Annotated in this window: 19 protein-coding genes; 8 read left to right on the plus strand and 11 right to left on the minus strand. The window is 60.5% G+C overall.

Features of this window, described 5'->3' with window-relative positions:
• The first annotated feature begins 123 nt into the window (after positions 1–123).
• The 6 genes from E6C55_RS17560 to E6C55_RS17585 all read left to right on the plus strand — a co-directional run bounded on the left by E6C55_RS17560 (position 124) and on the right by E6C55_RS17585 (position 10,801).
• Positions 124–1,044 carry an ABC transporter permease gene (locus E6C55_RS17560; protein ID WP_136371118.1) on the plus strand — a complete coding sequence of 307 codons (921 nt, stop codon included), beginning with the start codon at positions 124–126 and terminating at the stop codon, positions 1,042–1,044.
• Positions 1,045–1,079: 35 nt separating this feature from the next.
• On the plus strand, positions 1,080–1,964 hold the full coding sequence (locus tag E6C55_RS17565; RefSeq protein ID WP_136371119.1) for a carbohydrate ABC transporter permease: 885 nt from the start codon (positions 1,080–1,082) through the stop codon (positions 1,962–1,964).
• Positions 1,965–2,009: 45 nt separating this feature from the next.
• Positions 2,010–3,707: an extracellular solute-binding protein gene (locus tag E6C55_RS17570; RefSeq protein WP_168735710.1), complete on the plus strand. Its 1,698-nt coding sequence runs from the start codon at positions 2,010–2,012 to the stop codon at positions 3,705–3,707.
• Positions 3,708–3,856: 149 nt separating this feature from the next.
• Positions 3,857–5,692: a sensor histidine kinase gene (locus E6C55_RS17575; protein WP_136371121.1), complete on the plus strand. Its 1,836-nt coding sequence runs from the start codon at positions 3,857–3,859 to the stop codon at positions 5,690–5,692.
• Positions 5,693–5,695: 3 nt separating this feature from the next.
• On the plus strand, positions 5,696–7,267 hold the full coding sequence (locus E6C55_RS17580; protein ID WP_136371122.1) for a response regulator: 1,572 nt from the start codon (positions 5,696–5,698) through the stop codon (positions 7,265–7,267).
• Positions 7,268–8,155: 888 nt separating this feature from the next.
• A complete protein-coding gene (locus tag E6C55_RS17585; RefSeq protein WP_136371123.1) occupies positions 8,156–10,801 on the plus strand; it encodes a family 16 glycosylhydrolase in 2,646 nt (881 codons plus the stop codon).
• A 90-nt stretch (positions 10,802–10,891) separates the two neighbouring features.
• On the opposite strand, the gene E6C55_RS17590 is transcribed toward E6C55_RS17585, so the two are convergent.
• The 5 genes from E6C55_RS17590 to E6C55_RS17610 are packed head-to-tail and all read right to left on the minus strand — an operon-like array spanning position 10,892 to position 16,944.
• Positions 10,892–11,512, minus strand: a complete 621-nt coding sequence (locus E6C55_RS17590) for a DJ-1/PfpI family protein (RefSeq protein ID WP_136371124.1) — start codon at positions 11,510–11,512, stop codon at positions 10,892–10,894.
• Positions 11,509–12,723 (minus strand): LLM class flavin-dependent oxidoreductase, encoded by a 1,215-nt coding sequence (locus E6C55_RS17595; protein ID WP_136371125.1) that lies wholly within the window; start codon positions 12,721–12,723, stop codon positions 11,509–11,511. The genes E6C55_RS17590 and E6C55_RS17595 overlap by 4 nt, the downstream gene beginning before the upstream one ends.
• Positions 12,720–13,832, minus strand: a complete 1,113-nt coding sequence (locus E6C55_RS17600; RefSeq protein WP_136371126.1) for an LLM class flavin-dependent oxidoreductase — start codon at positions 13,830–13,832, stop codon at positions 12,720–12,722. The genes E6C55_RS17595 and E6C55_RS17600 overlap by 4 nt, the downstream gene beginning before the upstream one ends.
• Before the next feature lie 6 nt (positions 13,833–13,838).
• Entirely contained in the window at positions 13,839–15,860 is a 2,022-nt protein-coding gene (locus tag E6C55_RS17605; RefSeq protein WP_136371127.1) for an iron ABC transporter permease, read from the minus strand.
• Positions 15,853–16,944, minus strand: a complete 1,092-nt coding sequence (locus E6C55_RS17610) for an ABC transporter substrate-binding protein (RefSeq protein WP_136371128.1) — start codon at positions 16,942–16,944, stop codon at positions 15,853–15,855. The genes E6C55_RS17605 and E6C55_RS17610 overlap by 8 nt, the downstream gene beginning before the upstream one ends.
• A gap of 200 nt (positions 16,945–17,144) precedes the next feature.
• Here E6C55_RS17610 and E6C55_RS17615 point away from each other — a divergent pair, with 200 nt between their 5' ends.
• On the plus strand, positions 17,145–18,590 hold the full coding sequence (locus E6C55_RS17615) for an aminotransferase-like domain-containing protein (RefSeq protein ID WP_136371129.1): 1,446 nt from the start codon (positions 17,145–17,147) through the stop codon (positions 18,588–18,590).
• Between the two features lie 36 nt (positions 18,591–18,626).
• Here the strand turns inward: E6C55_RS17615 and E6C55_RS35415 are convergent, their stop codons facing one another.
• Positions 18,627–18,743 (minus strand): hypothetical protein, encoded by a 117-nt coding sequence (locus E6C55_RS35415; RefSeq protein ID WP_407923749.1) that lies wholly within the window; start codon positions 18,741–18,743, stop codon positions 18,627–18,629.
• Between the two features lie 186 nt (positions 18,744–18,929).
• Between E6C55_RS35415 and E6C55_RS17625 the strand changes: the two genes are divergently transcribed.
• A complete protein-coding gene (locus E6C55_RS17625; RefSeq protein WP_136371130.1) occupies positions 18,930–20,636 on the plus strand; it encodes a glycoside hydrolase family 2 protein in 1,707 nt (568 codons plus the stop codon).
• Here the strand turns inward: E6C55_RS17625 and E6C55_RS17630 are convergent.
• The 5 genes from E6C55_RS17630 to E6C55_RS17650 form a co-directional block, all read right to left on the minus strand.
• Positions 20,618–21,421 carry a polysaccharide deacetylase family protein gene (locus E6C55_RS17630; RefSeq protein ID WP_136371131.1) on the minus strand — a complete coding sequence of 268 codons (804 nt, stop codon included), beginning with the start codon at positions 21,419–21,421 and terminating at the stop codon, positions 20,618–20,620. The two genes, E6C55_RS17625 and E6C55_RS17630, sit on opposite strands and share 19 nt — an antisense overlap.
• A 34-nt stretch (positions 21,422–21,455) precedes the next feature.
• Positions 21,456–21,965 carry a hypothetical protein gene (locus tag E6C55_RS17635; RefSeq protein WP_136371132.1) on the minus strand — a complete coding sequence of 170 codons (510 nt, stop codon included), beginning with the start codon at positions 21,963–21,965 and terminating at the stop codon, positions 21,456–21,458.
• A gap of 20 nt (positions 21,966–21,985) precedes the next feature.
• Positions 21,986–22,627 (minus strand): GyrI-like domain-containing protein, encoded by a 642-nt coding sequence (locus E6C55_RS17640; protein ID WP_330999634.1) that lies wholly within the window; start codon positions 22,625–22,627, stop codon positions 21,986–21,988.
• 286 nt (positions 22,628–22,913) lie between these two features.
• Entirely contained in the window at positions 22,914–24,503 is a 1,590-nt protein-coding gene (locus E6C55_RS17645) for an FAD-dependent oxidoreductase (RefSeq protein ID WP_136371133.1), read from the minus strand.
• Positions 24,493–26,196: a hypothetical protein gene (locus tag E6C55_RS17650; RefSeq protein ID WP_136371134.1), complete on the minus strand. Its 1,704-nt coding sequence runs from the start codon at positions 26,194–26,196 to the stop codon at positions 24,493–24,495. Before E6C55_RS17650 ends, E6C55_RS17645 begins: the two co-directional genes overlap by 11 nt.
• Positions 26,197–26,199 lie beyond the last annotated feature (3 nt).

The following is a 26,199-nucleotide window of genomic DNA, read 5'->3' on the forward strand; positions in this document are numbered from 1 at the left end:
CCAGAATACCGGAAGCTTCCCCCCAGTCCAATCGAATCCAAAAAAATGGGATACCGTCAAAAACGATGGCATTCCAAAGCCATGCGGGAATTCGCTAGGATGATGATGAAGGAGGCGCAGCCGATGGACCAACGCAAGACCGGAATCATGAAAGCGCTCGCGAGACAATGGCAGTTGCAGAGCATGGTCGTTCCGGGCATTATCTGGATGTTTATCTTCTGCTATATCCCCATGCTGTGGCTCGTCATCGCCTTCATGGACTATAGCATCGCGAAGCCCATGCTCGAATCGCCCTTCGTCGGCCTGAAGCACTTTGAAGACTTCGCGACCGACGACCGGTTCTGGCGCTCGATCCGCAACACCTTGGGGATGAGCTCGATCAAGCTTCTGCTCGGCTTCCCCATCCCGATCCTGTTCGCCCTGCTGCTGAACGAGATCCGGAGTCTCAGGTTCAAGCGCACGGTGCAGACGATCTCGTACCTGCCGCACTTCGTCGCCTGGACGATCTTCGGCGGCATCGCCCTCAACTGGCTGGGCGAAGGGGGCGTCGTTAATCAGCTGTTGATGGCGACAGGCCTGCAGGATCGCGAGATTCTGTACATCAGCGACCCGAAGTACTTCTGGTGGATCACTTACTTCACCGACACGCTGAAGGAGACCGGCTGGAGCGCCATCATCTACATCGCCGCGATCGCAGGCATCGATCCGGAGCTGTATGAGGCGGCCGAGCTGGACGGAGCGGGACGCTGGCAGCGAATGTGGCACATCACGGTTCAGAGCATCCGCCCGACCATTGCCATTCTGTTCATTCTCGCCATCGCCGGCATTCTCGGCAGCAACTTCGAGCAGATCTTCATGCTGAAGAACAACATGAACATGAAGATGGCGGAGAGCCTGGACCTGTACATCTACAACATGGGTCTCGTCTCCGGACGCCACTCCTTCTCGACCGCCGTCCTGTTCGCCCGCTCCATCGTCGCACTGGGGCTGCTGCTGCTGGCGAATTATTCGTCGAAGAAGCTGGCTAACGAGAGTATTTTCTAACCTGCCCTGATGGCAAAAGAAAGGAGGGAATCGGCATGGACAAACGCGGTAGAGCGAGACGCGGCGGATCATTCGAATTCGTCAACGCTCTGCTCATGCTCGCGGTCTGCTTCCTCACGCTGTACCCGATGTGGTTCGTCTTCATCAATTCGATCAACGCGCCGCAGCAAGCGATGCTCGGCACGGTCAACTGGTTCCCGAAGGAGCTGTCGCTGGACAGCTACAGCGTCGCGTTCAACGACAAGAGCCTGATGAACGGCTTCCTCATCACCACGCTGCGAACCGTCATCGGAACGGTGACCCACGTACTGTTCACGGCCATCGTCGCCTACGGCATGAGCAAAACCCAGTTGATCGGACGCAAGCTGTACATGAGAATCGCGCTGATCACGATGCTGTTCTCCGGCGGGCTGATCCCCACCTTCCTGCTGATGACGAAGCTGGGGCTGTACGACAACTTCTGGGTGTTCATTCTCCCGTCGCTGTACGCCTTCTTCAACATGGTCATCTTCATGAGCTTCTTCCGCACCATTCCGGACGGACTGGAGGAATCGGCGAAGGTCGACGGAGCCTCGGACTACGGAGTCCTCTTCCGGATCGTGCTTCCGAACAGTATGGCCGTGCTTGCGACGATTGCTTTATTCTCCGCGGTGTATCATTGGAACGATTATTACCAGGGCGTCATCTACATCCGCTCGCAGGACCTGCTTCCGCTTCAGACCATCCTGTACAAGATCGTCGCCGAGAACTCCATGTCGTTCATGCAGCAGCAGGCAATGGCCCAGTTCGGCGCCCGGCTGCCCGGCAACTCGATCAAGTTCGCTTCCATGATGGTCGCCACGGCTCCCATTCTGTTGTTCTACCCCTTCATCCAGCGCTATCTGGTCAAAGGCGTTATGATCGGCGCGATTAAAGGGTGATTGCATAAATACCGATAGACCAATTAAGAGAGGATGATCCCGTCCATGACACTCGCATCACGCCTGCTGAACAAACCAAGCACCGCCCTGCTTCTCGCTTCAAGCCTGCTGCTCGGCCTGACCGCCTGCTCCGGCAATAACAACAATAACACAGCGTCCCCCAGCCCCTCCTCCTCTCCATCGGCAACGACGCAGCCGTCCGACAGCGCTTCCCCCTCGGGCGAAGCGGGACCGAATGCGGACGAAGCCGCCTGGAAGCTCGATACGAGTCCGGTCGATCTGACTTGGTTCGTCGGCGCCAACTGGTACGCCCACACGTGGGGCGACAGCCTGACATCGAAGTACGTCACGGAGAAGACCGGCGTCAACGTCAAGATCGAGGTGCCGTCCGGCGACGCGAACGAACAGATGACGCTCATGATGACCTCCGGGCAACTGCCGGACCTGATCTCCATGGGCTCGTGGGAGACAGCGGTCAAGAAGCTGTGGGAAGGCGGCCACGTCTATGCGCTCAACGAGCTTGCCGACCAGTACGATCCTTACTTCTTCAAGGTGGCCGGCGACGGCACGCTGAAGTGGTATAAGCAGGCGGACGGCAATACGTACGGCGTGCCGAACGACTCCTACAGCCCGAATCTGATGCACGAGACCGGCATGACGGCGGCCAACCAGACGTTCCTCGTGCGCAAGGACTTGTATGAAGAGATGGGCAGCCCGGACCTGACCACGCCGGAAGGCTTCCTCGGAGCGCTGCAGTCGCTGAAGGACAACTATTCCAAGTACAAGGGCCAGACGATCAGCCCGTTCTTCGCCCAGGGCAACGTCCCTTACGGCATGACCGAATACTTGCAGAACCTGCTCGCGATCCCGTTCGAGAAGGACGGCAAGGTGTATGACCGCATGACCGATTCGGATTACATCAAGTGGCTCAAGACGTTCCGCACCGCTTACGAGCGCAAGCTGATCAACGTCGACTTCCTCGTTGACTCCGACACGCAGGTCGAAGAGAAGACGAACAACGCCCGCTACTTCATGATGGTTCGCGAATGGACCGGCATGACGGCCGTCAACCCGATGCTGGCCGCAAGCGCCAATCCGGACTCCTACTACATCGCGGTGGACGGACCTCAGAACAGCAATGGCGACAGCGCCAAGCTTTTCCCGGGCAATATGGACGGTTGGATGGTCACGATGATCAGCAAGTCGACGAAGAATCCGGAGCGCGCCATCCGCTTCCTCACCTACCTGGCCAGCGAAGAAGGACAGCGCGACCTGTTCCTCGGCAAGGAAGGCGAGACGTGGACGACGGTGGACGGCAAGCCGCAGCTTAACGCCGACCTCGTTCAATTGGCGGATACGGATATCGCAACGTTGGAGAAGGACTACGGAGTGCTGGACACGTACTGGATGATGCGCAACCCCGTTATCGTGAACCAATGGCGGCCGGAGAAGGCTCCCGTCATCAAGCAGATGGAAGACTTCGCCAACGCCCAGGCCGATATCGACAGCGGCATCTACAAGGGGCTCGACCCGCTCGGCGATTCCGATGTCGCGGTCGCCTGGTCGAAGATCTCGCAGAACTGGGAGGAAGTGCTCCCCGAGCTGATCACCGCGAAGGACGAGGCTGCTTTCGATAAGATTTTCTCGAGTTTCCTTGAGCGCCGCGACAGCTACGGCTTCGCGCAGGTGATGGAATATCGCCAGACCGAGCTTGACGCCCGCAAAGCCAAGATGGCGGAATAGGGAAACTGCGGCAGCAATAGGACCGGCCACCATCAGGTGGCCGGTATTGTCGGCTTGTCGTGTTTGCTGGCTTGTCGTGTCCGTCGGCTTGAACCGCCTTCCGGCCGGTTTGCCAATTATGGTATATTACGGAGGTGGGAGGCGTTCGAATGATAGAGTCGTTGGCTCGAATAAAGAAGCTGTACCGCAATTCCCGCATCTCCCGCAAGCTGATTCTGGCGTTCGGCCTGGCGATCGCGGTCCCGGCCCTGCTCGTCTCCTTCCTGTTCATCCGCACGCAGGAGACGCAGCTCTACAAGGAAGCGATGGCCGAAGGAAGCAGCCACGTCTCCCGCCTGAACGAGCAGTTGCGCAACCGGATGGATATGCTTGCAAGCGCTTCCTCAACCGTTCTGACGCAGAAAGCGTTCGTGGACTTCATCCATTCCGATATGAACGGGGACGGTCTGCAGCTCGTCAAGTTCAAGCAGAACCAATACGAGCAGCTTCACAATATCGTCGAGAGCCACGAGCTTGTCAGCGAGCTCAGCTTCTACGTCGACAACCCGAATCTATACGAGATCTGGCCCGAGATTTATCGATATGACCGCTTCGAGCCGCAGGACTACTGGCTGATGCTGCGGGAGGAAGGCGGCGCGGCGTTCCGCCTGTTCTCCTGGAAGAACGGGGAGCATACGCTCTCCTACTATCGGCTGGTTCGCCTCCCGGATAAGCAGCGAACCTTCCCGACCGTCATGGAGATCCGTTCGGAGCACGACGTCTTCTTCTCCGACTTGCTGGTCAAGAACGAGGGCGACTTTTTCTCCGTTGTTATTGATGCTTCGGACCCCTCCAGCGCCGTCTACAACCCCAACCATGCCTTCGCGCTCGACGCCGGAGACAAGCTGGGGAGCATCCTCGGCGGCATCCACAAGCGGCTCGACGCGCTGCAGCAGGACCGTCCGCTGAAGGTCCGCGTCGGGGACCAGACCTATTATGCGCTGTACCGCTATATCGCCCCGCTGAACGCTTACGTGATGGATATCGCTTCCCATCGGGTTCTGACGGAAGGGCCGCGCAGTTGGTATGCGAAGGTCGTCCTGATCGCGCTCGTCGCTATGCTGCTTATCATGCTTCTCGTCTCGACGACGACGAAGCGGATTTTCCGGCGGTTGGAGCGTGTTCTGGTCGCCATGCGCCAGGTGCGCAAGGGCAATCTGGACGCGAAGATCGACACGGGACTGGGCGCCGGAGACGCCGGCGACGAGATCGACGAAGTGGCCGTCAGCTACAACGGCATGCTGGACGAGATCAAGCTGCTGATGACGCAGGTGGTCGATAAGCAGTTGATCGCCAAGAATGCGCAGCTCCACTCCCTGCACTCGCAGATCAATTCGCACTTCCTCTACAATGCGCTGGAATCCATTCGGATGAGGGCGGAGGTCGAGCGGCAGCCGGCCATCGCCGACGCGCTCGTGTCGCTCGGCTCGCAGCTCCGGTACAGCATGCAATGGCGCGGCGACACGGTGGAGCTGGGCGAGGAGCTGGCCAATATTCGCAGCTACGTGCAGTTCATGAACTTCATGGAAGGCGACCGGATCGACCTGTCGGCGGAGCTTACGGAGGAGGCGCTGCAATGCCCGATTCCGAAGATGTGCCTGCAGCCGGTCGTCGAGAATGCGGTCCGTCATGCGGCTCCGCCGGACGGCAGCGTTCGCATCGACATCTCCGTTCGCACGGAGGAGGAACGCCTTGTCATCGAGGTCCGGGACGACGGCGTCGGCGTGGAGCCGGAGCTGCTCGAGCGGCTGCAGGCCGCGCTGCGCAGCGAAGCGGATACGCCGATCGTCGCGAGCCGCAACGGGCTTGGCCTGGAGAATGTGCACAAGCGGCTGCAGCTTCATTACGGCAAGGACTGCGGCGTCCGGATCGAGAGCGCGCAGGGCCGATATACCCGCGTCACCTTGCGCCTGCCTTGGGAGCAAACGAATCTGGGAGGTTGGTAGAGCATGTTCAATGTGTTGATCGTAGACGATCAGAAGCAGATCCGCGACGGCCTGCAGGCGATGCTGCGGCAATTCCCGCTTCCGATCGACGGCCTGCACAGCGCCGCGAACGGCCTGGAGGCGCTGGAGCTGCTTCGCCGCCAGCGGATTCAGCTCGTCATCACCGACATTCGGATGCCCGACATGGACGGCCTGACGCTGATGGAGCGGACCCGCGAGGAAGGCATCAAGGTCGACTATCTCATCCTCAGCGGCTACGGCGACTTCGCTTACGCCCAGCGCGCCATCGCGCTCGGCGCCAAGGGCTACCTGCTCAAGCCGGTGAAGCGGGACGACCTGCGGGCTGCGGTCGAGAGCGCCTGGGAAGAGATCCGGGCGCGCAAGGAGCTCTCGCTCAGCATGAAGCACGCCTCCCGCCGCGCCCGCGAGACCGACCGCAAGGAGCTGCGTCTATTCATGCAGGGGGCGGCAAGCGACGAGGATTGGATGGTCCGCACCGAGCAGAACCATCCGGAGCTGTGGCGCAGCTACCGCCTGGTCCTGCTGCGGGAGGAGCGGCGCGCGAGCCAGCCCGGCGCCGGCGATTCGCAAGGGGCGGAGAATGCAGCCTGTCAGGTCTACGGCAAGCACGGCTGCCTCATCCTGCAACGGCAGCCTCAGCTTGTGATTGCCGTCAAGGCGGACATCGATCCCGGAGCGCTGCCTGCCGCGCTTCAGAGTAGCCAGATCGAGGCCGCTCTGGCCATGACCGATCCCCGGCAAGGGCTGAAGGAGCTGCCCGGCGCCTACGCGCAAGCGCTTGAGCTGTACCGGCACAGCTACCTGTTCCCGGAACTGAGCTGCCTGCTGCCCTCGCACCTCGAGCGCCTGGATTCCCAGTGGCAGCTTCCTTACGAGGAGCTGTACGCGCTTTTCCAACAGCTTGGCACCTCCAACGGGGGACGAATCGCTCAGGATCTCTCCGCGCTCTTCCGCAAGGAGGCGCTTCGGCGGTATCCGATCCGCTATACGATCCAGCTCTGCCGCGCCGCGGTCCAGATGCTCGAGGAGTACGAGCGCGTCATCCGGCCTTACCTGGGGGAAGAGGCGCTGGACATCGAATGCTTGCGCAACCTGTTCGACTATCCGGGCATCCGCGACTACATTCAAGCGCTGCAGCGGCAGTTGCTCCGGCTGAACCAATTCTACTACGAATACAAGTGCAGCTATCGCCATTCGCAGGACCTGAACGAGGCGATCCGCTTCATTCACGAGAATTACCACAGGCCGCTCGATCTCGCGATGGTGTCCAACCACGTGTCGCTGAACTATGCCTACTTCTCCAACCTGTTCAAGAAGAACGTCGGCAAGGGCTTCGCCGAATACCTGCGCGACGTGCGCCTCGACAAGGCCCGCCGGCTGCTCGCCGAGACCGACTACAAGATCGTCGAGATCGCGTCCATGGTCGGGTACGAGAACTACAAGAGCTTCACGCGGGCATTCCGGGACGCGACGGACCTGCAGCCGACGGAATACCGGGAGCGAACGCGACGCCGGGAAGAGAGCGAGGAGGAAGCTCGGGGCACGGCGTTGTGAGAGCTTGCGAGGATAGCGCGAGGGCTCTGCTGGCGGTGTGTTGATGGTGTGTTGGCGGAGTATTTGCGGTGTGCTGGCGGTTTTGGCGGTGTGCTCGCTGCGATGGTGATGTGTTGATGTTGTTGGCGGTGTGTTGGCGGTTTTGGCGGTGTGCTCGCGATGTGTTGGCGGTGGGTTTACTACGTTTTTGACAACTCCACTGAGATCACGCTGTCCTCCCCCCCTGGTCCGATGCCGCTGCGATTTTACGATTTTATATCATTTTTCACATTCATCGGCCCGGAATGGAAGGAATCGCGGCGTTTTATGTGATTTTTAGCATATATGCGATGTCACGGGCCGGAATTTTCTCTATGTATGCTATTTTTCACATAGAATCGTTCAACCTGCCCCTTATCGCGCCGCACGAATGTGAAATTTCACATAAATTCCTGGCATCTGGCGGTAGGAGGGCGGGATCTGCGGTCGATATAGGAGCGCGGAACCGGAAGGGGGGATCGGAGCGCAGGATCGGACAGCGGAATCGAAGGACGGGATCGAACAGCGGAATCGGCGGCTCCCCGCTTTATCCGAGCCCCGCCCCCCTCGCTATCCCCACCACATCTACGTTCGGGCCGCGTCTCGTGGCCGCCCCGGACGCGATTGCCCCCGGATGCGATTGCACGCGGTTGTTCGCATCAGAATAGCCCAGAATGGCCCGGAGCAGCCCGGCCTGCTGCGCTCAAGCGGCTCCACCTCCCCCAACCCAAAATAATGGGCCCCCATCCAAACTGTCGCACCTATTCATCCTATTGTCCCACTCGCTAGAATAAAGATGTTCCCCTTTGTAAGCGGTTTCCATTGCCGCTCATCGGGCGAACATCATTTTCTATCTGAGGGAGGGCAATTATGTATCGTTCTAACCAACCGGGCCAACGAGTCCGGCAAAGGGTGCTGCGTCTATTCCTGGCTATCGCTCTGCTGGCGGGCGGCGGCCTGCTTCCGTCTTCTTGGCTCCAGGGAGCCGAGGCGGCCGGAACGACCGTCACGTCGATGGCTTACTTCTCGGCTTCGGACGGCCCCGTCATCTCCAAGTCGGGCGTCGGCCAGGCAAGCTACGGCTTCGTGATGCCGATCTTCAACGGGGGCGCCGCTGCGTGGACCGATGTGTCCGACGACGTGGGCGTCAAGGTGAAGTCAGGCGGCAACTGGGTCGATATCGACAGCGTGAGCAGCTTCGTCTACAACCAGAACTGGGGACACTGGAACGACAGCGGCGTGTACGGCTATTGGTTCGTTCTGTCCGCGACGACGGAGATCAGGCTGTATTCCAAGGCCAACAGCTCGGTGACGCTCGATTACACGCTCGCCTTCACGAACATCAACACGACGACCATCACCTCGATGACCGCGACGCAGGGGCCGCAGCTCACGGCCGGCTATACGGGCGGCGCAGGGTTTACGTACCCGATTTTCAACAATAATTCTTCCATCCCGTATGAAGCCGTCGCCGACGACCTGAAGGTGTACGTCAAGCCGGTCGCCAGCAGCACGTGGATCGACATCGACAACAACGCGGCCAGCGGCTGGATCTACGACAGCAACTTCGGCCAGTTCACCGACGGCGGCGGGGGCTACTGGTTCACCGTCACGGAGTCGATCAACGTCAAGCTCGAGTCGGTCAGCTCCGGCGCCAACCTGATCTATACGATCACCTTCAACGTCCCCGTCCGCAACTCCTACGTTCTGAGCGCTTATGACGGAACGACCTACACGGCCGACAACAGCGGCGCGATCGGCATTCCGCTGCCCAAGATCGACGGAGGCGCCCCGATCGGCACCGAGCTGGGCAAGTACGTCTACCAGATCTACAAGGGCGGGCAATGGGTCGAGCTGAGCAATTCCGCCCTGAGCAGCTTCGTCTACTCCGGCAGCGGGTACAACAACCTGTCCGACGCCAACCAGTGGGGCTATTGGGCCGACTATATTTACGGGCTCTGGTTCCAGCCGATTCAGGAGGACATGCAGCTTCGGATCGGCTATCCCTTGGATGGGCAACTCGGCGGCAGCGTCGGCAGCAACTGGGTGACCTACACGTTCATCGGCAATCCGAACGCTCCCCGCCCCGACGTGTCCGACCAAGACGATATTACCATCGGAACGTCAAGCGATCCTTCCATCTCGGGCATGGACCTCGTCTGGCAGGATGAGTTCAGCGGAACGGCGCTCGATACGAGCAAGTGGAACTACGAGCTCGGCTACTACATCAGCAGCGATCCGAACAGTTGGGGCTGGGGCAATGCGGAGCTGGAATATTATACGAACAGCACGCAGAACGTCTTCGTGGAGAACGGCTCGCTGAACATCCGGGCGCTTGACGACCCGCAATCGTTCCCGCAGGACCCGACCCGGTATGCCCAATACTCCTCCGGCAAAATCAACACCAAAGGAAACTTCTCCTTCCAGTACGGAAGAGTGGACATCCGCGCCAAGCTCCCGACGGGAGACGGCATCTGGCCGGCGCTCTGGATGCTTCCGGAGGATTCCGTCTACGGCGCCTGGGCCGCATCCGGCGAGATCGACATCATGGAAGCGAAGGGACGTCTGCCCGGCACGACGAGCGGAGCCATCCACTTCGGCGGCCAATGGCCCGTGAACCAATACCTCGCCGGCGAATATTACTTCCCTTCGGGTGAGACATTCGACAGTGACTACCACGTCTATTCAATGATTTGGGAAGACGACAACGTCAAGTGGTACGTGGACGGCAAGTTCTTCTTCAAGGCAACAAGCGCCCAATGGTACTCCGTCGCGGCTCCGAACGACCCGGACGCTCCGTTCGACCAGCCTTTCTACCTTATCATGAACCTCGCGGTCGGCGGATACTTCGATGGGCTGAGAACCCCGGACGCGTCCGATATTCCGGCGACGATGCAGGTCGATTACGTGCGAGTCTATGAGGAAAATGGCACCGGAGGACAAAATCCGGGGAACGAAAATGTATCCGTTACCGGGGTGACGCTGAACCAGAGCACAGCGCAGGTGGAGGTAGGGCAAACCGTTCAGCTTAACGCCGCCGTAGCTCCGTCTAACGCGACGAACAAGCAAGTCACCTGGTCCGTCTCGAACTCTTCCGTTGCTGCCGTCAGCTCGAGCGGCCTCGTCACCGGCGTCGCTCCGGGCACGGCAACCGTCACGGTCACGACAACGGACGGCAGCTTCACGGCCTCGTCTGCGATTACGGTCGTGTCGCCTCCGCCGACCACCTACATCATTGGAGATGAAGTGCGCGGCATCAAGAAGACCGGCGACAACCTGCTCTTCTACGTGAACGGAGCCACCTTCGCCGATCTGCACTACATCGTCAACGGAGGCGTCCAGCTTAACGTCGCCATGAGCACGACGGGGAACGGCAACTATACGTATGCGGTCAACAACCTGCAGGCCGGAGATACGGTGCAATACTTCTTCACGTACAATCCGGGACAAGGCGCGCTTGACACCGCTTGGCAGACCTATGTGCATGGCGTGACGCAGGGCGTTCCGGAGGAATAAAACCATCCTAAGAGAAGGGAAGCCGCTGGCTTCCCTTCTTGCTGCGAGGAACGGCCATATTCCCATTCGCCCGCGCGCTGTATCCTTCCGTCAGCTTCCCCGCTCTCCGCACTCTTCCCGCCACTCGTATTCCATCGTCCTCGCCGCACGCTCCGCCGTCTCTCGACCGATCAGCCTCTCAACCAAGCGCAGCGACAGATCGATCCCGGCGGAGATGCCTGCGGATGTCGCCAGATCGCCGTCGTCCACGTACTTTACTCCCGATACCGCCTGTACCAGCGGATGCCGCTCGGCCAGTCTGGCGAGACTGGCCGCGTGCGTTGTCGCGCTTCGCCCGTCCAGCAGCCCGGCGCGCGCCAGAAGCAGCGCCCCAGTGCAGACGCCCGCCATGATCGGCGTGTCGGCCCGTCTCGACGCCAGCCATGCGACCAGATTGTCGCGCTCCGATTCCTGCCGGGCTCCGGGCCCTCCCGGTACAATAAGCGCATCGAATTGCGGCGAGTCCGCGAACGAATAATCCGGCACGATCCGCAAGCCTCTGGCCGCACGCACGACATTCCCGTCCTCCGACAACGTCGATACGCGGCACGGATAAACCCATGGCTCCGACTCTCCCGGAACCCGAGCCAACGAGAACACCTCGTACGGCCCTGCGAAGTCCAATACCTCTACTCCGTCAAACAAGACGATTCCGATCGCCAGCTCTCTCATCGAGTCACCTCCGGGCTGCCCGTCCCGACAGGCGGCAATCCGTAATGGCTTCGCAGCGTGCAGCCGTCGTATTCGGTTCGGAACAGACCGCGGTTCTGCAGCTCGGGAATGAGCCGATCCACGAAGCTGTCCATTCCCCCCGGCAAATACGGGAACAGCACGTTGAAGCCGTCGGCCGCACGCTCCTTGAACCATCTCTCCATCCGATCCGCCACCTGTACCGTGCTTCCGCTCATCTTCAGGTGAGTTCCCTGCGCAACAAGCTGTCGCACGCTGAGCCGCTGATCGCGAATAAGATCGAGCACGAGTTGCACGCGGCTTCTCATGCCGTCGCTTGTACTGACGGCCGGAAGCGCTTCTAGCGGGATCGGCTCGTCCGGATGAAGCGAGGTCAAGTCCGTCTCCAGCATCTGCGACAGCCGCTTCGCTCCGCTCTCCACGCTAACGAATGTATTCAATTCGCGTTCGAGCTCCTTCGTCTCCGCCTCCGTTGCTGCAACGATCGGGACGAGCCCCGGCAGGATAAGGACGTGCTCCGGTTGGCGTCCGAGCGCCGACGCCCGCGATTTGACATCGCGGTAGAACTCCTTGGCGGCATCCAGAACGGGCTGCGCCGTGAACACAACTTCGGCATGACGGGAAGCGAATTGCTTGCCGACCTCGGAGGAACCCGCTTGCACAAGCACCGGCCGCCCTTGAGGCAACGGCTGCGCCCAGCGCTTCCACATGCCGACGGCTTCCAGAACGACCCGTTCGGCACGCTCGTACCGCAAGTCATGCTCAAGATGAGATTCCCGGCTGTAGTTGGCATGGACGCTCTCCACGGCCGTCGTCACCATGTTCCAGCCGGCGCGGCCGCCGCTTAAGTGGTCAAGCGATGCGAAGGCGTTCGCAAGATGGAACGATTCATTGTAGGTGGTGGATGCCGAGATCACGAGCCCGATTCGCTCGGTGGCGCCTGCCAGCGCCGCGAACAGCGTCAGCGGCTCCGTATGCGGAGAAGGCGAGCTCTCCACGCGGTCGCTCGCCGCATAGAAGTCGGCAGCGAACAGCGCGTCCATTTTGCCCCGCTCCGCCGTCCGGGCAAGCTCGATTAAGTAGTCCAGGTCGCCATTCCTCTCCGGCTGTGTCAACGGCAGCCGCCAGACGGGGCCGAAGCCGAGACCGAGCGCACAAGCGTTCAGATGCATTCGCCTCTCGTGCACCGTCATTGAACTCCCTCCCCCATCCATACGGCCGCAGGCCGACTCAAGCCCAGCTTCTCTCTCAGTGTGACTTTCTCCGGGGGAGAGCCGAACCAACCTTGCCGCCGCAGGGCCGGAACGAGTTCGTCCGCTACGCGAACGATATCGGCCAACGGCTCGGCCAGCTCAAGATGGAAGCCTTCCGTCGCATTCCCCTTCACCCAGCGGCTCATCTCTTCCGCCATGCGTTCGGCGCTTCCCCGGAACGCCAGCCCTGTCGGCTCCTCATCGGAAGGCCGGCTGCCTTCGAACACCAACGATGCCCGATGGCTAATGCGCAACTGCGCGCCGTCGCGTCCCGCAGCTGCCGCCGCACACCGGATTGCCGCAGATTGAGCCGCCGCCTGCTCCGGGCAATCGGCTTCTGCCACGATCCAATCGGCCTGCCCGGCAGCGAAGACGAGATCCGCTTCGTCTTGGCGGAGCGCCCGAGCCAGAACCGGATGACCTTGAACCGGCCGGACGACGTTAAGCGGCCCGCGCACTTGATAATACTTGCCGCGGTGATGAATCGGCTGGACATATCTCGGATCGGCGAATATGCCCGCTTCCTTGTCGATCCGGATCGCGCCGTCCTTCCAACTGTCCCATAATCGGCGCGTCACGCCGAGCAGCTCCTGTCGCCGCCTGTCCCTATCAATAGGACTCATCGCGTCTATGTCCGCATGGTTGTCCGCATGGTTGTCTGCATGGTTGTCTGCATGGTTGTCCGCATCGCCGCCAGCTCCTGCTCTTCCCGAAGCCAACAGCCACCCGCACCGGCCTCCGCTAATGTTGTCGAGCGAAGCCGTCGCGCGGGCAACGTGATAAGGCTCGTAATCGTCGAGCGAGATCGCGGCGACAAGACCGATGCGCCGGGCGACGGAGGCCAGCGAAGCGGCGGCAACAACCGGATCGATTCCTCCCGGCTGATCCTCATCCCTTCCCGTCGCGCCTTCCAGCCAGACGGCGGTCATGGACGCCCGCTCGGCCGCCAGCGCCAGCTCGCGATAATAAGCCAGCCGATAACGCGAAGACGGCCACCTCTTCTCCTTGACGCCGCTGTCGCGGCAATGGATCGACAAGCTGAGCAGCATAGGTCGTCATCCTCTCCTCTGGCTACGCCATAATAAATAGAACAAGTACGGAGCGCCGACCATCGCCGCCACTGTCCCCGAAGGAATCTCATTCGGAATCATGATCACTCTGCCGATCACATCCGCGCCCGCCAGCATCGCGCCGCCGATCAGGCAAGCAAGCGTCAGCCTTCTGCGGAACGAATGGCCGACGAGCCACTGGGCAGCATGCGGAGCAAGCAGACCGATAAACCCTACCGTGCCGACCTGCGACACGGCCAGCGCGGACAGTGCGACCCCAAGCGCAAGAGCGCCCAATCGGGCAAGCGAAGGGCGAAGGCCCAGACCGGTCGAAGCTTCGTCGTCGAAGCCGAGCAGCTCGAGCCGTCGCCCATGCAGCCAGGAGAGCGGCAACAGAATGACGGAGGCCGCCGCCAGCACCGCGACCGCTGTCCATCGCATCGCATACGTGCTCCCGTTCATCCAGATTTGCGCCGAGATGCTGTAGGGCGTCTGCAGAATCAGAATCTGAATCAGCGCCGAGAACGCCGCCGACACCGCAATGCCGATCATGATCAGGACGCCCGGCTGGAACCTGGCGCGCCAACCGAGCAAGAACGTAATCGCCGCCGCCGCGAACGCTCCGATCAGCGCGGCGGCCGAATATTGCCAGGCGGACGCTTCCGGCTTCAGCACGATAAGCAGCAGCACCCCGGCTCCCGCCCCCGAGGAGATGCCGACGATCGACGGGTCTGCGAGCGGATTGCGCACCGCCCCCTGCACAAGCAGGCCCGATGCGGCGAGCATCGCTCCCGCCAGAATGGCGCCCGCCATTCGGGGCAAGCGGAATTGCAGGACGATCTGCTGAGCAAGCGGCTCGCCCTGTCCAATCAGAGCAAGAAGCACCTGCCGGGGAGACAGCGCGAAGCCGCTCGCCAGCGTGCAGCCAAGCACGAGAACGAGGAACAGCACAAGCAGCAGCACGCCGGCGCCAATGCCGTACGCGAATCGCCCCTTGGCTCCGTATTGGCTCATCTGCAGTTGCCGCAGCCCCGCGCCCATGCCGTGGCTTCGAGCCATCCGCAGCGCCAGAACCAACAACCAGGGAGCGCCGATCAACGCCATGACGGCGCCGACCGGCACTTGATTCGCAATCGTATCCGGCCGATAGGTGAGCGTATCGGCCGCTACCAGCAGCAGCGCCCCGCAGAGGGCGCTGGCCGGCAGCAGAGCCGCATGTCGGCGGAAGCCCGCCAGCTTGACCACGTGCGGAGCGACCAGGCCAACGAAGCCGATCGGGCCGGTAACGCTGACGATCAGCGCCGACAGGAACACCGACAGCAACACAATCGTCAGCTTCACTCGTCCGACACGCTGCCCAAGCGACCGCGCCGTATCCTCGCCGAGCGAGATCGCGTCGAGATGCCGGCTGAACAACCATGCCGCCGCCAGGCAAGCCGCAATCGGCGCCCATACGCTGCGGACCGTCGTCCAGTCGTTCTGCGCCAGCGAGCCGTTCCCCCAGATGAGCAACTGACGAGTCTCATTCTCGAACAGAATCTGAATCATATTCGTCGCCGAGCCGAGCAGCATGGTCACGATCAATCCCGACAGCACCATGCGCAGCGGCGAATGGGAGGTTCGCCCCGCCAACGCATAGACAAGCGCAACCGCGAGCAGCCCTCCTGCGAACGTCAGAAGCAAGGGATATCGGCCGACCCAGGCCGGAAGGAACACCGTTGCCGCCACAGCCGTCAAGTAAGCGCCGGCATGAATGCCGAGCGTTCCGGCGCTGACGAGCGAATTGCGCAGCGTCGTCTGAAGCAGCGCTCCGACGAGCGCAAGCGCCGCTCCGGCCAGCAGGCCGACAAGAGCGCGCGGCAGCCGGAAGTTCATGATCACTTCGTATTCGGTGCTGTGCCGGGAATGAGCGAGCACCCTCAGCACCGTGCCGAAGCCGATGTCCGCCTGCCCTCTCGCGATATTGGCGATCACAACAATCGGAAGCAACGCCAAGCCGAGAACGAGCAGTCGGGCTTGCTTATTCATTCGTTAACGCATCGACAACCGTATCGGCGAACACCTTGGCCGTTGTCGGCCCGCCGAACATCCAAATGTACTTATCCATCCGATAGGCGCGATTCTCCTTGGTGAACGTCAGGCTCTGCCACACCGAATTGTCCTTGAACTGCTTCTCGTAGACGTCTTCCTGCCCCTGCATCATCATGTAGATGAAGTCGGCCTCCTGCAAGGCCACAAGCGATTCCACGGTCGTGTTGACGCTTCCGTCTCCCGCCCCTTCTTCCGAGCGATAAGCCGCCTTCAGTCCGAGCCGCTGAAGAATCTGCGGCGCCTGGGCGTTATCGGTGTACAGCTTGATCGCGGCGGACGTATTGCCGTTGCCGTTCATCAGCAAGCCGAGCACGAACTCGGTGCCGTCCTTGCCGTGCTCGATCAGCGTTTGCTTCAATTGCGCGAAGTGCTCGTCCAGCTCCTTCAGAATCCGTTCGGCCTCGTCTTGCTTGTCGAAGATGCCGGCAACCGTCCGGAAGGTGGCCTCCATCTCCTCCAATTGGTTAAGCCCGCCTTCCGGGAACGGATCGAACGCGATTGTCGGTGCAATGTCCTTCAGCAGCTCGTAGTTGTCTCCCATGAAGGAGACGTTGCCGATAATCAGATCCGGCTGCAAGCCGGCAATCACTTCAAGATTCGGCTCGCTTCGCTTGCCTACATCTGTCGCCCCGTCCGTCAGTGCCGGGTTGTAGTCCATATACTTCTTGTAGCCTGCCGTATCCGCAATCCCTACCGGCGCAATGCCGAGCGCGACCAATTCCTCGACATAACGATAGTCCATGACGACAACCCGCTCCGGGATTCCCGCGATCTCCGTCGATCCCTTCGCATCCTGAATCGCAATCGTTCGTTCGGCCGCGCCTTCGTTCGCGCCCGAGGATGACGTTGCCGAAGCGGCAGGCGATGCCCGGCCCTCCGACTTGGTCGCATTCTCCCCGCAGCCCGCCAGAAGAATGACGACTGCGAGCCCGGCGGCGGAAGCCTTCAGCGCTGCGCGGCCGAAGCGTCGACGGAGCGGACGGGCGGAGCATGCGGCGACTGCCGGACTTGCGGCGTCCATTGACTTCTGATCCCGCCTTGTCTTATGCTTGTTGGCAATTAATGATACGAAATTGAACAACGGTATTCCACCTCTCGTTGACTGTGATAATCATTATCAGTTAGCATTATAGTAAATGGCTTGTTCCCGGTAAACCGCCAATTCGCTGCGACGTTCACCAGCCAATTCGCCGTTCAAGCCTACAAGGAGGACAACTCGCCGTGCCGTTCACCCTTAATCGGGACAGCAAGGAACCCTTGTTCCGCCAACTCGTCCGTCAGATGGAATCTCGCATCCTCTCGGGCGAGTGGCCTCTGCATATGAAGCTCCCTCCCGAGCGCTCGCTCGCGCTTCAGCTCGGCCTGAACAGAAGCACCGTCACCGCAGCCTATCAGGAGCTGGCGACACAGGGCTGGGTGAGCAAGGTGCAAGGAAGCGGCACCCGCGTGATCGCCTTGCCGGAAGACGGGGCGGCTGCCGTCGCCATTGATTGGAATCAATATTGGAACAAGAGGGCCGATAACCCCTTATTGCCCTTGAAGAAAAGCCTGCACAGCATCGCATCGAGAAAGGGAACGATCAATCTGGCCATGGGCGAGCTGTCCGGCGAGCTGCTGAGAGGGCTTCCCTTGTTCGGCCGGCCGGAGTTGCCCTCCATAGCCGAACCGCTCGGATATGTGGGCCCTCCTCTCGAACGCCGCTACCGGAGCATTATTGCTTCGCATCTGGAGCGTTACCAATCCATCGATACCGATGCCTCGCGGATCTTGCTGACCTCAGGCGCCCAGCAGGCGCTCTATCTCATCGTGAATTGCCTGCTGAAGCCGGGCGACGCGATCGCCGTCGAAGCAGCTTCTTACGCCTATTCGCAGAACCTGTTCCTGTCGGCCGGGCTGCGCGTATTCCCGATCGCAATGGACGAAGACGGGCTCGTCCCCGAGCATCTGGTCCGCTTGTACGAGCAGCACAAAATTCGCATGGCCGTCGTCAATCCAACGTACCAGAACCCGACCGGAACCGTGCTTAGTCTGGAGAGGCGCCGACGGCTGTACGACATCTGCGCCGCTCGCCGCATTCCGATCGTAGAGGACGATCCTTACAGCTTGCTCGGCGACTGCCGGGGACAGCAGCCCCCGCCTTCGCTTAAGGCGTTGTATCCCGACAGCGATCTGATCCTGTACATCGGCACAACTTCCAAGGTGCTGACGCCGGCTCTGCGAACGGGCTGGCTGGTAGGCCCGGAGGAGGTCATCGCCCGGCTTGGCGATCATCGAAGAGAGATTGACAACGGCCTCAGCCCGATTCTGCAAGGCATCGTCCACTCGCTGCTCGACGAACGCGTGCTGGAGCCTCATCTGTTGCAGGTGAGGACTTCTCTGGCAGAGAGACGGGATCGGGCGTTGGGGCTGATGCGCGGGCATATGAGCGGTCTTGCGACCTGGAGAGAACCGGAGAGCGGCTTCTATGTCTGGTGCCGGCTGAATCCGTCCATCCGGCTTCCCGATGTCATGCGCGAATGCGAGGCGGAGGGCGTCCTGATCATGCCGGGCACCATTCTTGGCAATGACTCGCGCCGCTTCCGGATTACTTACTCCCGCGCCTCGCTCGCGGAGCTTGAGGAAGGCTTGCTGCGAGTCGCCCGCGCGATCCGCAGGGCCGCAGAATAGCGCAAAGCCGCCGCACGAAGAGCTAAGCGGACGGAGTCAAGGATCGATCGACGGCTCCTTCCGGTTCCGATACGAGCTTGGCGACACGCCGTTCATCAGCTTAAACATCTTGCTGAAGTGGAATTCCTCCTGGTAGCCGCACAGCCGTGCGATCTCCCGGACCGGGCACTTTGTCCAGCACGAAGTGAATATGCAGCGTCAGACGCTCAAGGCGATACATCGCCCATCCCCTCCTCTCAGGAGCGATTATGACAGGTCAAGCGGTGATTCTTCCATTCCTGCGCCAAGCGGCGCGTGCTATGATCCATAGTATCAGATCACGACCTGGAGGAGTAGACAATGAGAACGTTCCGCGAGCATTGCATTCGTCAGACGGAATGGCTGGACGGGCCCTGGAACTTCGTCAAGGACCCCGGCGACACCGGAATTCGGGACCGCTGGTTCGAGCGATTTCCACAAGACAGCCGCGCCCTGTACGTTCCTTCCTGCTGGAACAACGAGCTGTCTCTCTATGACTACGAGGGAATTGCCTGGTATCGGAAAATCATCCGCACTCCCGACACACGCCACATTAGGCTGATTTTCCACGCGGTGTTGGGGCATGCCGACGTCTACCTGGACGGTCGTCATCTCGGCTATCACTACGGCGGGTATACGCCCTTCGACTTCATTGTGCCGTCCTTGGCCGAGGGGGAGCACGAGCTGATCGTCCGCACGGACAGCCGCCTGGATCGCCTGACGATTCCGACCGAGCATGTCGATTGGTTCCACTACGGCGGCATCATCCGCTTGGTGGAGCTGCAGCGGCTGCCCGATCTGCATATTCAGCGGGTGGACATCGGCTATGAGCTTGAAGGAGCGGACGCGGACGTCACGATTAAGGTGCAGCTTCGCTCGCTGTCGCAGGAGCGAGTCGCAACAACGCTGACTCTGTCCGAGGGAGGGGCGGTGTTCCATACGGGGACGGTCTCGGTGGAGAGCGGCGAGACGTTCGATTATGAGGTCAAGCAGCGGTGGCCGGACGTTCGGCTCTGGAATGTCGGCCGCCCCGAATTGTACGAGATCAAGGCGCGGACCGACTTCGACGACAGGACGGAGCGCATCGGCTTCCGCAGGATCGAGACGAAGAACCATCGCGTCCTCATCAACGGCTCGCCCGTCTACCTGAAGGGCGTGAACCGGCACGAGGAGCATCCGGAATGGGGGTTCGCCTTCCCGCCGAAGCTGATGGGCAAGGATCTCGATATTATTCGGGAATTGGGCTGCAACGCGGTGCGGGGCTCGCACTATCCGCAGAGTCCGTATTGGCTCGACTTGCTGGATGAGCAGGGACTCGTCTTCTGGAGCGAGATTCCGATGTGGGGGGCGGCCTTGCCGAACGACACGGTGAAGGAGCCGTTGTTCCGGGAGCGCGCGCTGACCATGATCGAGGAGATGGTGAACCTGCACATCCACCACCCTTCCGTGATCTTCTGGTCGGTCCACAACGAGATCGACTCCCGCACGCAGGACGCCTACGAGATGACGGAGCAACTGGTGGCGCTGGTCCGGCGGCTCGATTCGTCGCGGCTTGTGACGTACGCGACGATGCACCCGCTCGAGGATGTGCTGCTTCCTCTCTTCGACGCGATCGGCATCAACAAGTATTACGGCTGGTACGAAGGGGAGACGGCGGGCTTCGGAGAGATGCTGAGGCAGTTCCACGAGCGAGCCGAGGCGATGGGCGCCGGCGATCGGCCCGTGCTCATGACGGAGTTCGGCGGCGCGGGCATCTATGGGGATACGGGCTGGGAGCCCCGTCTGTTCAGCGAGGATTATCAGGCGGGGATCGTCTCGGAAGCGTTGTCCATCTTCCGGGACGATCCGAAGATCGGCGGCACGTTCGTCTGGCAATTCGCCGATGTCAGAGCCGACCTGCACAGCAACGGCTCTCACTTCCGCGACCGGGCGCGAAGCTTCAACAACAAGGGCCTCGTCAACGAATACCGCAAGCCGAAGCAAGCCTACCGCGAGGTGAGGAGCCTCTATCAATCCTGGAGGGATTGACGGCTGCCGCCCGGCACTTCGACGATCTCTCCGTCTACGCTGAGCCATACCGACGAAGCGCCGGGATTCCACACGAAGCGGGTCGACGCCGCGAATTTAAGCTGGCGGAAGGCGTTCAGGTAATCGACGATCTCCATGTTCGTCGCGTACCAGATGTCCGATCTTCCACCCGCCAGCCGGCAGAAGCTCTCGATCAGCTCCCAATTGCCGTCGTTGTCGAATTCATAGCTGTGCCCCCACACGTACATCAGGTACAGGTACTGCTGCTTGTGGAAGCCGACGAACTGCTCTCCCAGCGCCATCAAGTCCTGCTTGTGGTGGCATGTCGGCTGCCATTCGAACAGGTCGTCCGGCAGGCCGAACTGCCCCGTGCTCTTGACCACCCGGGCATATTCGATGCCCAGGTGCGGCAGCATCGCCTTGATCTCCGGGCTGTACGAGCCGTTCGGATAAGACATGCCGCGCACGGGATAACCGGCAATGCTCTCCAGCCCTTCCCGGTCGTCCATAATCTCCCGGACAATCGTCTCCTTCGGGCAGCGCGCGATCGTCGGATGCGTCACCGTGTGGGCCGAGATCTCGTGCCCCTTATACAGATCCGCCGCTTCCTCGGCGGCGATTCTCCCCGGCTCGCCCATGAGGCCGGAATTCAGATGGAACGTCCCCTTGATGCCATGCCGGTTGAATATCTCCACGAGCTTGCGATCGGCATACACGCCGTCGTCATAGCTCATCGTCAGCACTTTGATCTTGCCTTCCGGGAATGCCAGGTTGATCTTGGACATAATGATAGCCTCCTGTCGTTATAAGCGGAATCCGCTATTCGATCGTCTTCACGCCAATCAGTCGAGTGTTCTCGATAACATCGTCGTTGTAACGGACAAGCTCATGGTACCCTTGAATCTCGAGTGTCGCCGTTCCCGACGGCTTGTCGCCGAATAATGCGCTGGCCTCTTGGTTCAAGAAGTATAGCCGGACTTCATAATCAAACAGATTATGTTTAGGGAATAGAAGCTGGGACTCGGCATCCGGAAGGAAGAAAACGATGCGCTTGTCCAATTCGGGATTGACGAACCCGTTCTCGAACGTGCCCGTCACCTCGAACGGCTCCGAGTCGAACGCGATATCGACGATGGGCTGATCCTGCGCATTCTCTCTTATGTCCACGCTGCCGATCGTCATCGCACCGATCCTATCTCCCGCCTTCACCTCTCGCGGATCATACGTTTGAGGAGCTTCGGAATCGGAGCCGTTGTCGGAATTGGCTGGGGAACTGCAGCCCAGCAACAGCATGAAGCCGAGAATGATCAATAACAGCCTGCCGCTCATGCGCCTTCACCCCTCCCGGATTATGAACCTTGCACAGAGAATCGCAACACCGTCTTTAGCTTGGCCGCTTTCGTCTTGCGCGGGTCCGACAGGTAGATTTCCCGATGAAGCTTGCTCGTTCGGGTTACCCCTTGCTCCGCGCAGAACTCTTCCATCCGCGAGAAGCTGGCCGGCTCCTCATCGAAGCTGCCCGCATGCAGCATCTGACAGCTCAACCCATCCGCAGCCTGCTCGAACCGGATTTTCCCCAGGAATGGATTGGCCTTCTTCTTCATCGTCGCTTCCAGGAAGCGCTCGAACCCCGCTCTCGTCACAAAATCGGGCTGGCGAATCATAATCGTGTACTTGAGGTTGCTCTTGTCCGTCGCGGGCTTCGTGTAATCGAGCAAGTCCCATACGCCCTCGAGCGGGAACACCGTGTACTCGTAATACCCGTCCGGCACGTCGCTGCTCCTGTACGACATCTTCACCGCATAGCTCAAGCTGTACAGAGCCTCGGTCGCCTTGACAAACTCCTCGCCGTTGGGATCGCCGGAACCGCTTACCATAAAGAACGGCATGCTCGGCACGTCCACGATCTCCGGTGTCGGCTTGGGCAGGTAGAGGTGCTTGAAGTCCTTCTTGTAGTTTATCGGGTTCGGCAGGGGGGAATCTCTCCTTATTTTATGTGATTTATCACATTCATCGGCTGGGGTTCGGCAGGAATCAAGGGGTTTTATGTGAATTTTAGCATAGATGAGGGCACTCCGAACCGGAATGCCCCCCATGAATGTGAAATTTAGCATATAATGGTCCAAATACCCCGTTATCGGGCAGCGCGAATGTGAAATTTCGTATAAAATCCCGGCACGAGCCGACAAAAGCGCTATCGCAGCGAGGCGGCCAGTCGGCCGGCAACCAGGCGGCGAGGTGACCAGGCGTCCCAGCGGCCAGCCAGCCGTCAAAGCCTCAAGGATTGACGACGCCCGGGACGTGCCGGATCTCCTTCCAATCCAGCACCTGCCCGTCCTGCAGCAAACGCTCGCGCAGCTTCGAATAGTCCAACTCCTGCAAGGCGCAGCCGTGTTCCAACGCCATGGCGGCCGCCGTTCCCGCAGATTGCCCCAATATCATAAATACCGGTTCCATGCGAATGGAGCCGAAGGCAATATGAGAGGACGACAAGCAGACCGGAACGGCCAGATTGCCGCACTCCTCCGCTCGGGGCACGATGGAACGATACGAGATGGGATAAGGAGCGGACGGAGCGACCTCGACATTGCCTTCGTTGATGCAGCGCCCATCCGCGACGATCCGCCTGCAATTGTGCGAGTCCATCGTATAGGCCGCCAGACCGACGGGATCGTCGACGACCTGGAGGAATCGACAATGATGCTCGGTCATGACCAGGTCGGCGATCATCCGTCTTCCTTCGCGGACATACAACTGATGCGACCAATGTCCCGTCTGCGGGTATTCGTCCAGCGGCAGCCCCCAGCGGGAAGCTTGCCGCCGCACCTCTGCGGACAGGCGCTCGTCGTTGCCGAGGAAGTACAGCAGCCCCAGCGTGTAATTGACATGCGCTTGGAAGATCTCCTCCCGCTCCGCATACCCGGCTTCCGGCCACCGATGATTCATTCCGATCATGTCCGTGCTGAAGGCTCCGTAGTTGTTCAGGTCGGTTTTGCCATTCGGCATCAGACTTAACAGGTCCAAGGCATCCCAGATTCCGGAGCGAATATATCGCTCTAGCAAGACGTAATGCTCCGGGTCATAGCCAGCGGGCATCGGGACCGGCAGCCGGTTCCCGGGAACATCCGTCAAGCAGATTCGGAAGTTGTACGCCTGCACGGCCGAATCGCCGGCTCCCTGAACGCCGGGTGGCTCCTCCGTTACGCCGAAGACGAGGCCGCTGTCCGGCTTGCCTTCGATCTGATAAGGATCGATCCAGGTCTTGAAGTTATGATTCGGGTGGCCGAAGTGGATGCCGTTCAGCGTCTCCTTGTAGACGGAATTCGCTTCTCTGCCGACATGGTACGACACCCCGGCCATGGCCATCAGATCGCCTTCGTACGTGGCATCGATAAACATGCGCGCTTCAACGCGGTTCCCGTTCTCCATTGTCACATAAACGATAGTTTCCCCTTGCTTCCCCACTTCCGCAAGCTGCTGTCCATAGTACACCGGGATTCCCGCTTCCGCTGTCCAATCGTTGAACAGACGCTCGGCCGCGCTTGGCTCGAACTGCCAGATGGCTCCGTCGCCGTCGATCCGCCGATCCCCTTCGTAACGGCGGCCCAGCTCCCGGTAGAACTGCCTGGCAATACCTCCTATCGCCGCTTTGTTGCCGATATCCGTCTGCCCCAGCCCCCCGGAGGACAAGCCTCCCAGATGCTGTCCGAATTCGGCAATGACCACCGACAAGCCCATTCGCTTGACCTGCAGCGCCGCTGCCACGCCGGCCGAGCTTCCTCCGTAGACGCATACGTCCGCCCGAATAACTTCGCCCATGTTATTGTCCGCAGAGGGCCGATAATAGAACAGATTCTCAGAGATCATCGCCATTCCTCCCCAATTTATGCGCAAGCACCCGGGGCATCTGAACATGATGGCTTCGGTACAAATGCCCGGTTGGCTGCGGCTTAAGCAAGACGGCTATCGCCATCTCGCCGTCTTCCGTCGCGACGCTTGCCCTTGCCCATTCTTCGTCAGATTGCAGTGCGACCTCGGACGCCGACAGCGCATCATCGAGCGATAACCTGAAGAGCCATGCCGCCTGTCCCACGCTGTGAAAATCAAACTCTCGTTCTTCTCCCGCCGCAATGACGTAATCCAGCGCGTATCCGTCGCTCGTGCGCTCCGCACACATGGATAGCGGCCCGTAATCGGAGCGTTCCAGCACGGCTTCCATCTGCAGACAACGCTCTCCGAGCTGCGCCTCGAACCGCTTGGCCGCCTGAAGCGTCTGTATATTCGGGGCAACGTCGTCGCCGCCGATCCATAGACGTATGCGCAAGTCGGATGCGGAGAAGCGGCCGTTGATCATGTCCAGGTCCTGGTGCCAAGCGCCGTTATCCGTAGCGAAGCTGATGGCGAACAGAGCTTGCTTGCGCGACTGCACGCCGGTGAATATCGCGGAGCAGAAGTCCTTGCCGTTCATGAGCGCCTGCAGACGGATCGACACCGTCTTGCCGCCCCCCGCATCGGCATAAGCGATCAGGTTCCGACGCTGATTCCACATGCTCCCCATGCTGAAGCTGCCGAGCGTCAGCTTGTCGTTCTGATAAGAGGTCGCATAAATCTGGTATCCCGTCTCCGCCTCCATCAGCGTCGGCTCGGCATCGTACCTCTCAGCAGACGAACGGAACCATTCGCGGTACGGACGCGGACATGGAAGGAAGGAGGAATCGGCTTGCATCGCGCGAGCCAGAAACTCCTTCTCGTTCGGGCGCAGCAGCGTGCTGTACGTGCGGCTGTGCGGTCCTCCCCAAGCGCCTGTCGCGGGATGATAATGCCTGGCAACCATGCGCCAGGCCATGTCCAGCAGCCTGCTTGCGGTGTGCACGGCCACGGCGGATTCGGACAACTCGGCCAGATCGCGAAGCTCCTCGATCGCGATCGGCGTGTAGCAGGGGCTGTTGTATTCGGAGAAGGTGCCTACTTCCTTCGTATAGGCATAGAAGGCTTGAATTCTGCGCTCCCCGTAGATTCGCAGCTCCTCGTCCTCCAGCAGCTCCCCTCCAACAATCGTCACCATCGCTCCCATAATCGCAATGTTCGTATAATGGGACCCGACGTCCCGTCTGCGGATGGCCTGACAGGCGTGATACAGCGCTTCTTTAAGCTTGATCACCAACGGCCGGGGCAATCGTCCGGCATGCCGCTTCACGATCAGCAGCAGCTTCTTGCCGTGGAAGTCGGCCATGTTCCAATCGGGGCGATCCATCCGGTCAAGCGGCTCTTCGTAGAAGTAAGGCCATATCCCGTAGGTGTCCCGCGTCGGGTCCTGGTCCTGACAGGATACGACCGCTTCAATAATATCGGCTGCCGTCCGCACCTGATCCTCCTCCTGGCATTCGAGCAGGTCGAAAGCATAACAAACGGAAGGATACAAGGCGAGGACAAACGGGTGTTTATCCGGTTTGAGTGCGGTATGATAGGTCGCCGTAAGCGGCGTACGCAGAAGCTTGGCCCGGGAATCGAAGCTCCGGGCAGAGGCGCGGATTCTGTCCGTTAATGCAGCCTTGTCCATGTC

The sequence above is a fragment of the Cohnella fermenti genome (genome assembly GCF_004801405.1).
GTDB classification, from domain to species: domain Bacteria; phylum Bacillota; class Bacilli; order Paenibacillales; family Paenibacillaceae; genus Cohnella; species Cohnella fermenti.

Coding starts and splice junctions, on each gene's coding strand:
- E6C55_RS17560 (WP_136371118.1), top strand. CDS start 124: ATGGACCAACGCAAGACCGGAATCATGAAAGCGCTCGCGAGACAATGG.
- E6C55_RS17565 (WP_136371119.1), top strand. CDS start 1,080: ATGGACAAACGCGGTAGAGCGAGACGCGGCGGATCATTCGAATTCGTC.
- E6C55_RS17570 (WP_168735710.1), top strand. CDS start 2,010: ATGACACTCGCATCACGCCTGCTGAACAAACCAAGCACCGCCCTGCTT.
- E6C55_RS17575 (WP_136371121.1), top strand. CDS start 3,857: ATGATAGAGTCGTTGGCTCGAATAAAGAAGCTGTACCGCAATTCCCGC.
- E6C55_RS17580 (WP_136371122.1), top strand. CDS start 5,696: ATGTTCAATGTGTTGATCGTAGACGATCAGAAGCAGATCCGCGACGGC.
- E6C55_RS17585 (WP_136371123.1), top strand. CDS start 8,156: ATGTATCGTTCTAACCAACCGGGCCAACGAGTCCGGCAAAGGGTGCTG.
- E6C55_RS17590 (WP_136371124.1), bottom strand. CDS start 11,512: ATGAGAGAGCTGGCGATCGGAATCGTCTTGTTTGACGGAGTAGAGGTA.
- E6C55_RS17595 (WP_136371125.1), bottom strand. CDS start 12,723: ATGACGGTGCACGAGAGGCGAATGCATCTGAACGCTTGTGCGCTCGGT.
- E6C55_RS17600 (WP_136371126.1), bottom strand. CDS start 13,832: ATGCTGCTCAGCTTGTCGATCCATTGCCGCGACAGCGGCGTCAAGGAG.
- E6C55_RS17605 (WP_136371127.1), bottom strand. CDS start 15,860: ATGAATAAGCAAGCCCGACTGCTCGTTCTCGGCTTGGCGTTGCTTCCG.
- E6C55_RS17610 (WP_136371128.1), bottom strand. CDS start 16,944: ATGGACGCCGCAAGTCCGGCAGTCGCCGCATGCTCCGCCCGTCCGCTC.
- E6C55_RS17625 (WP_136371130.1), top strand. CDS start 18,930: ATGAGAACGTTCCGCGAGCATTGCATTCGTCAGACGGAATGGCTGGAC.
- E6C55_RS17630 (WP_136371131.1), bottom strand. CDS start 21,421: ATGTCCAAGATCAACCTGGCATTCCCGGAAGGCAAGATCAAAGTGCTG.
- E6C55_RS17635 (WP_136371132.1), bottom strand. CDS start 21,965: ATGAGCGGCAGGCTGTTATTGATCATTCTCGGCTTCATGCTGTTGCTG.
- E6C55_RS17645 (WP_136371133.1), bottom strand. CDS start 24,503: ATGATCTCTGAGAATCTGTTCTATTATCGGCCCTCTGCGGACAATAAC.
- E6C55_RS17650 (WP_136371134.1), bottom strand. CDS start 26,196: ATGGACAAGGCTGCATTAACGGACAGAATCCGCGCCTCTGCCCGGAGC.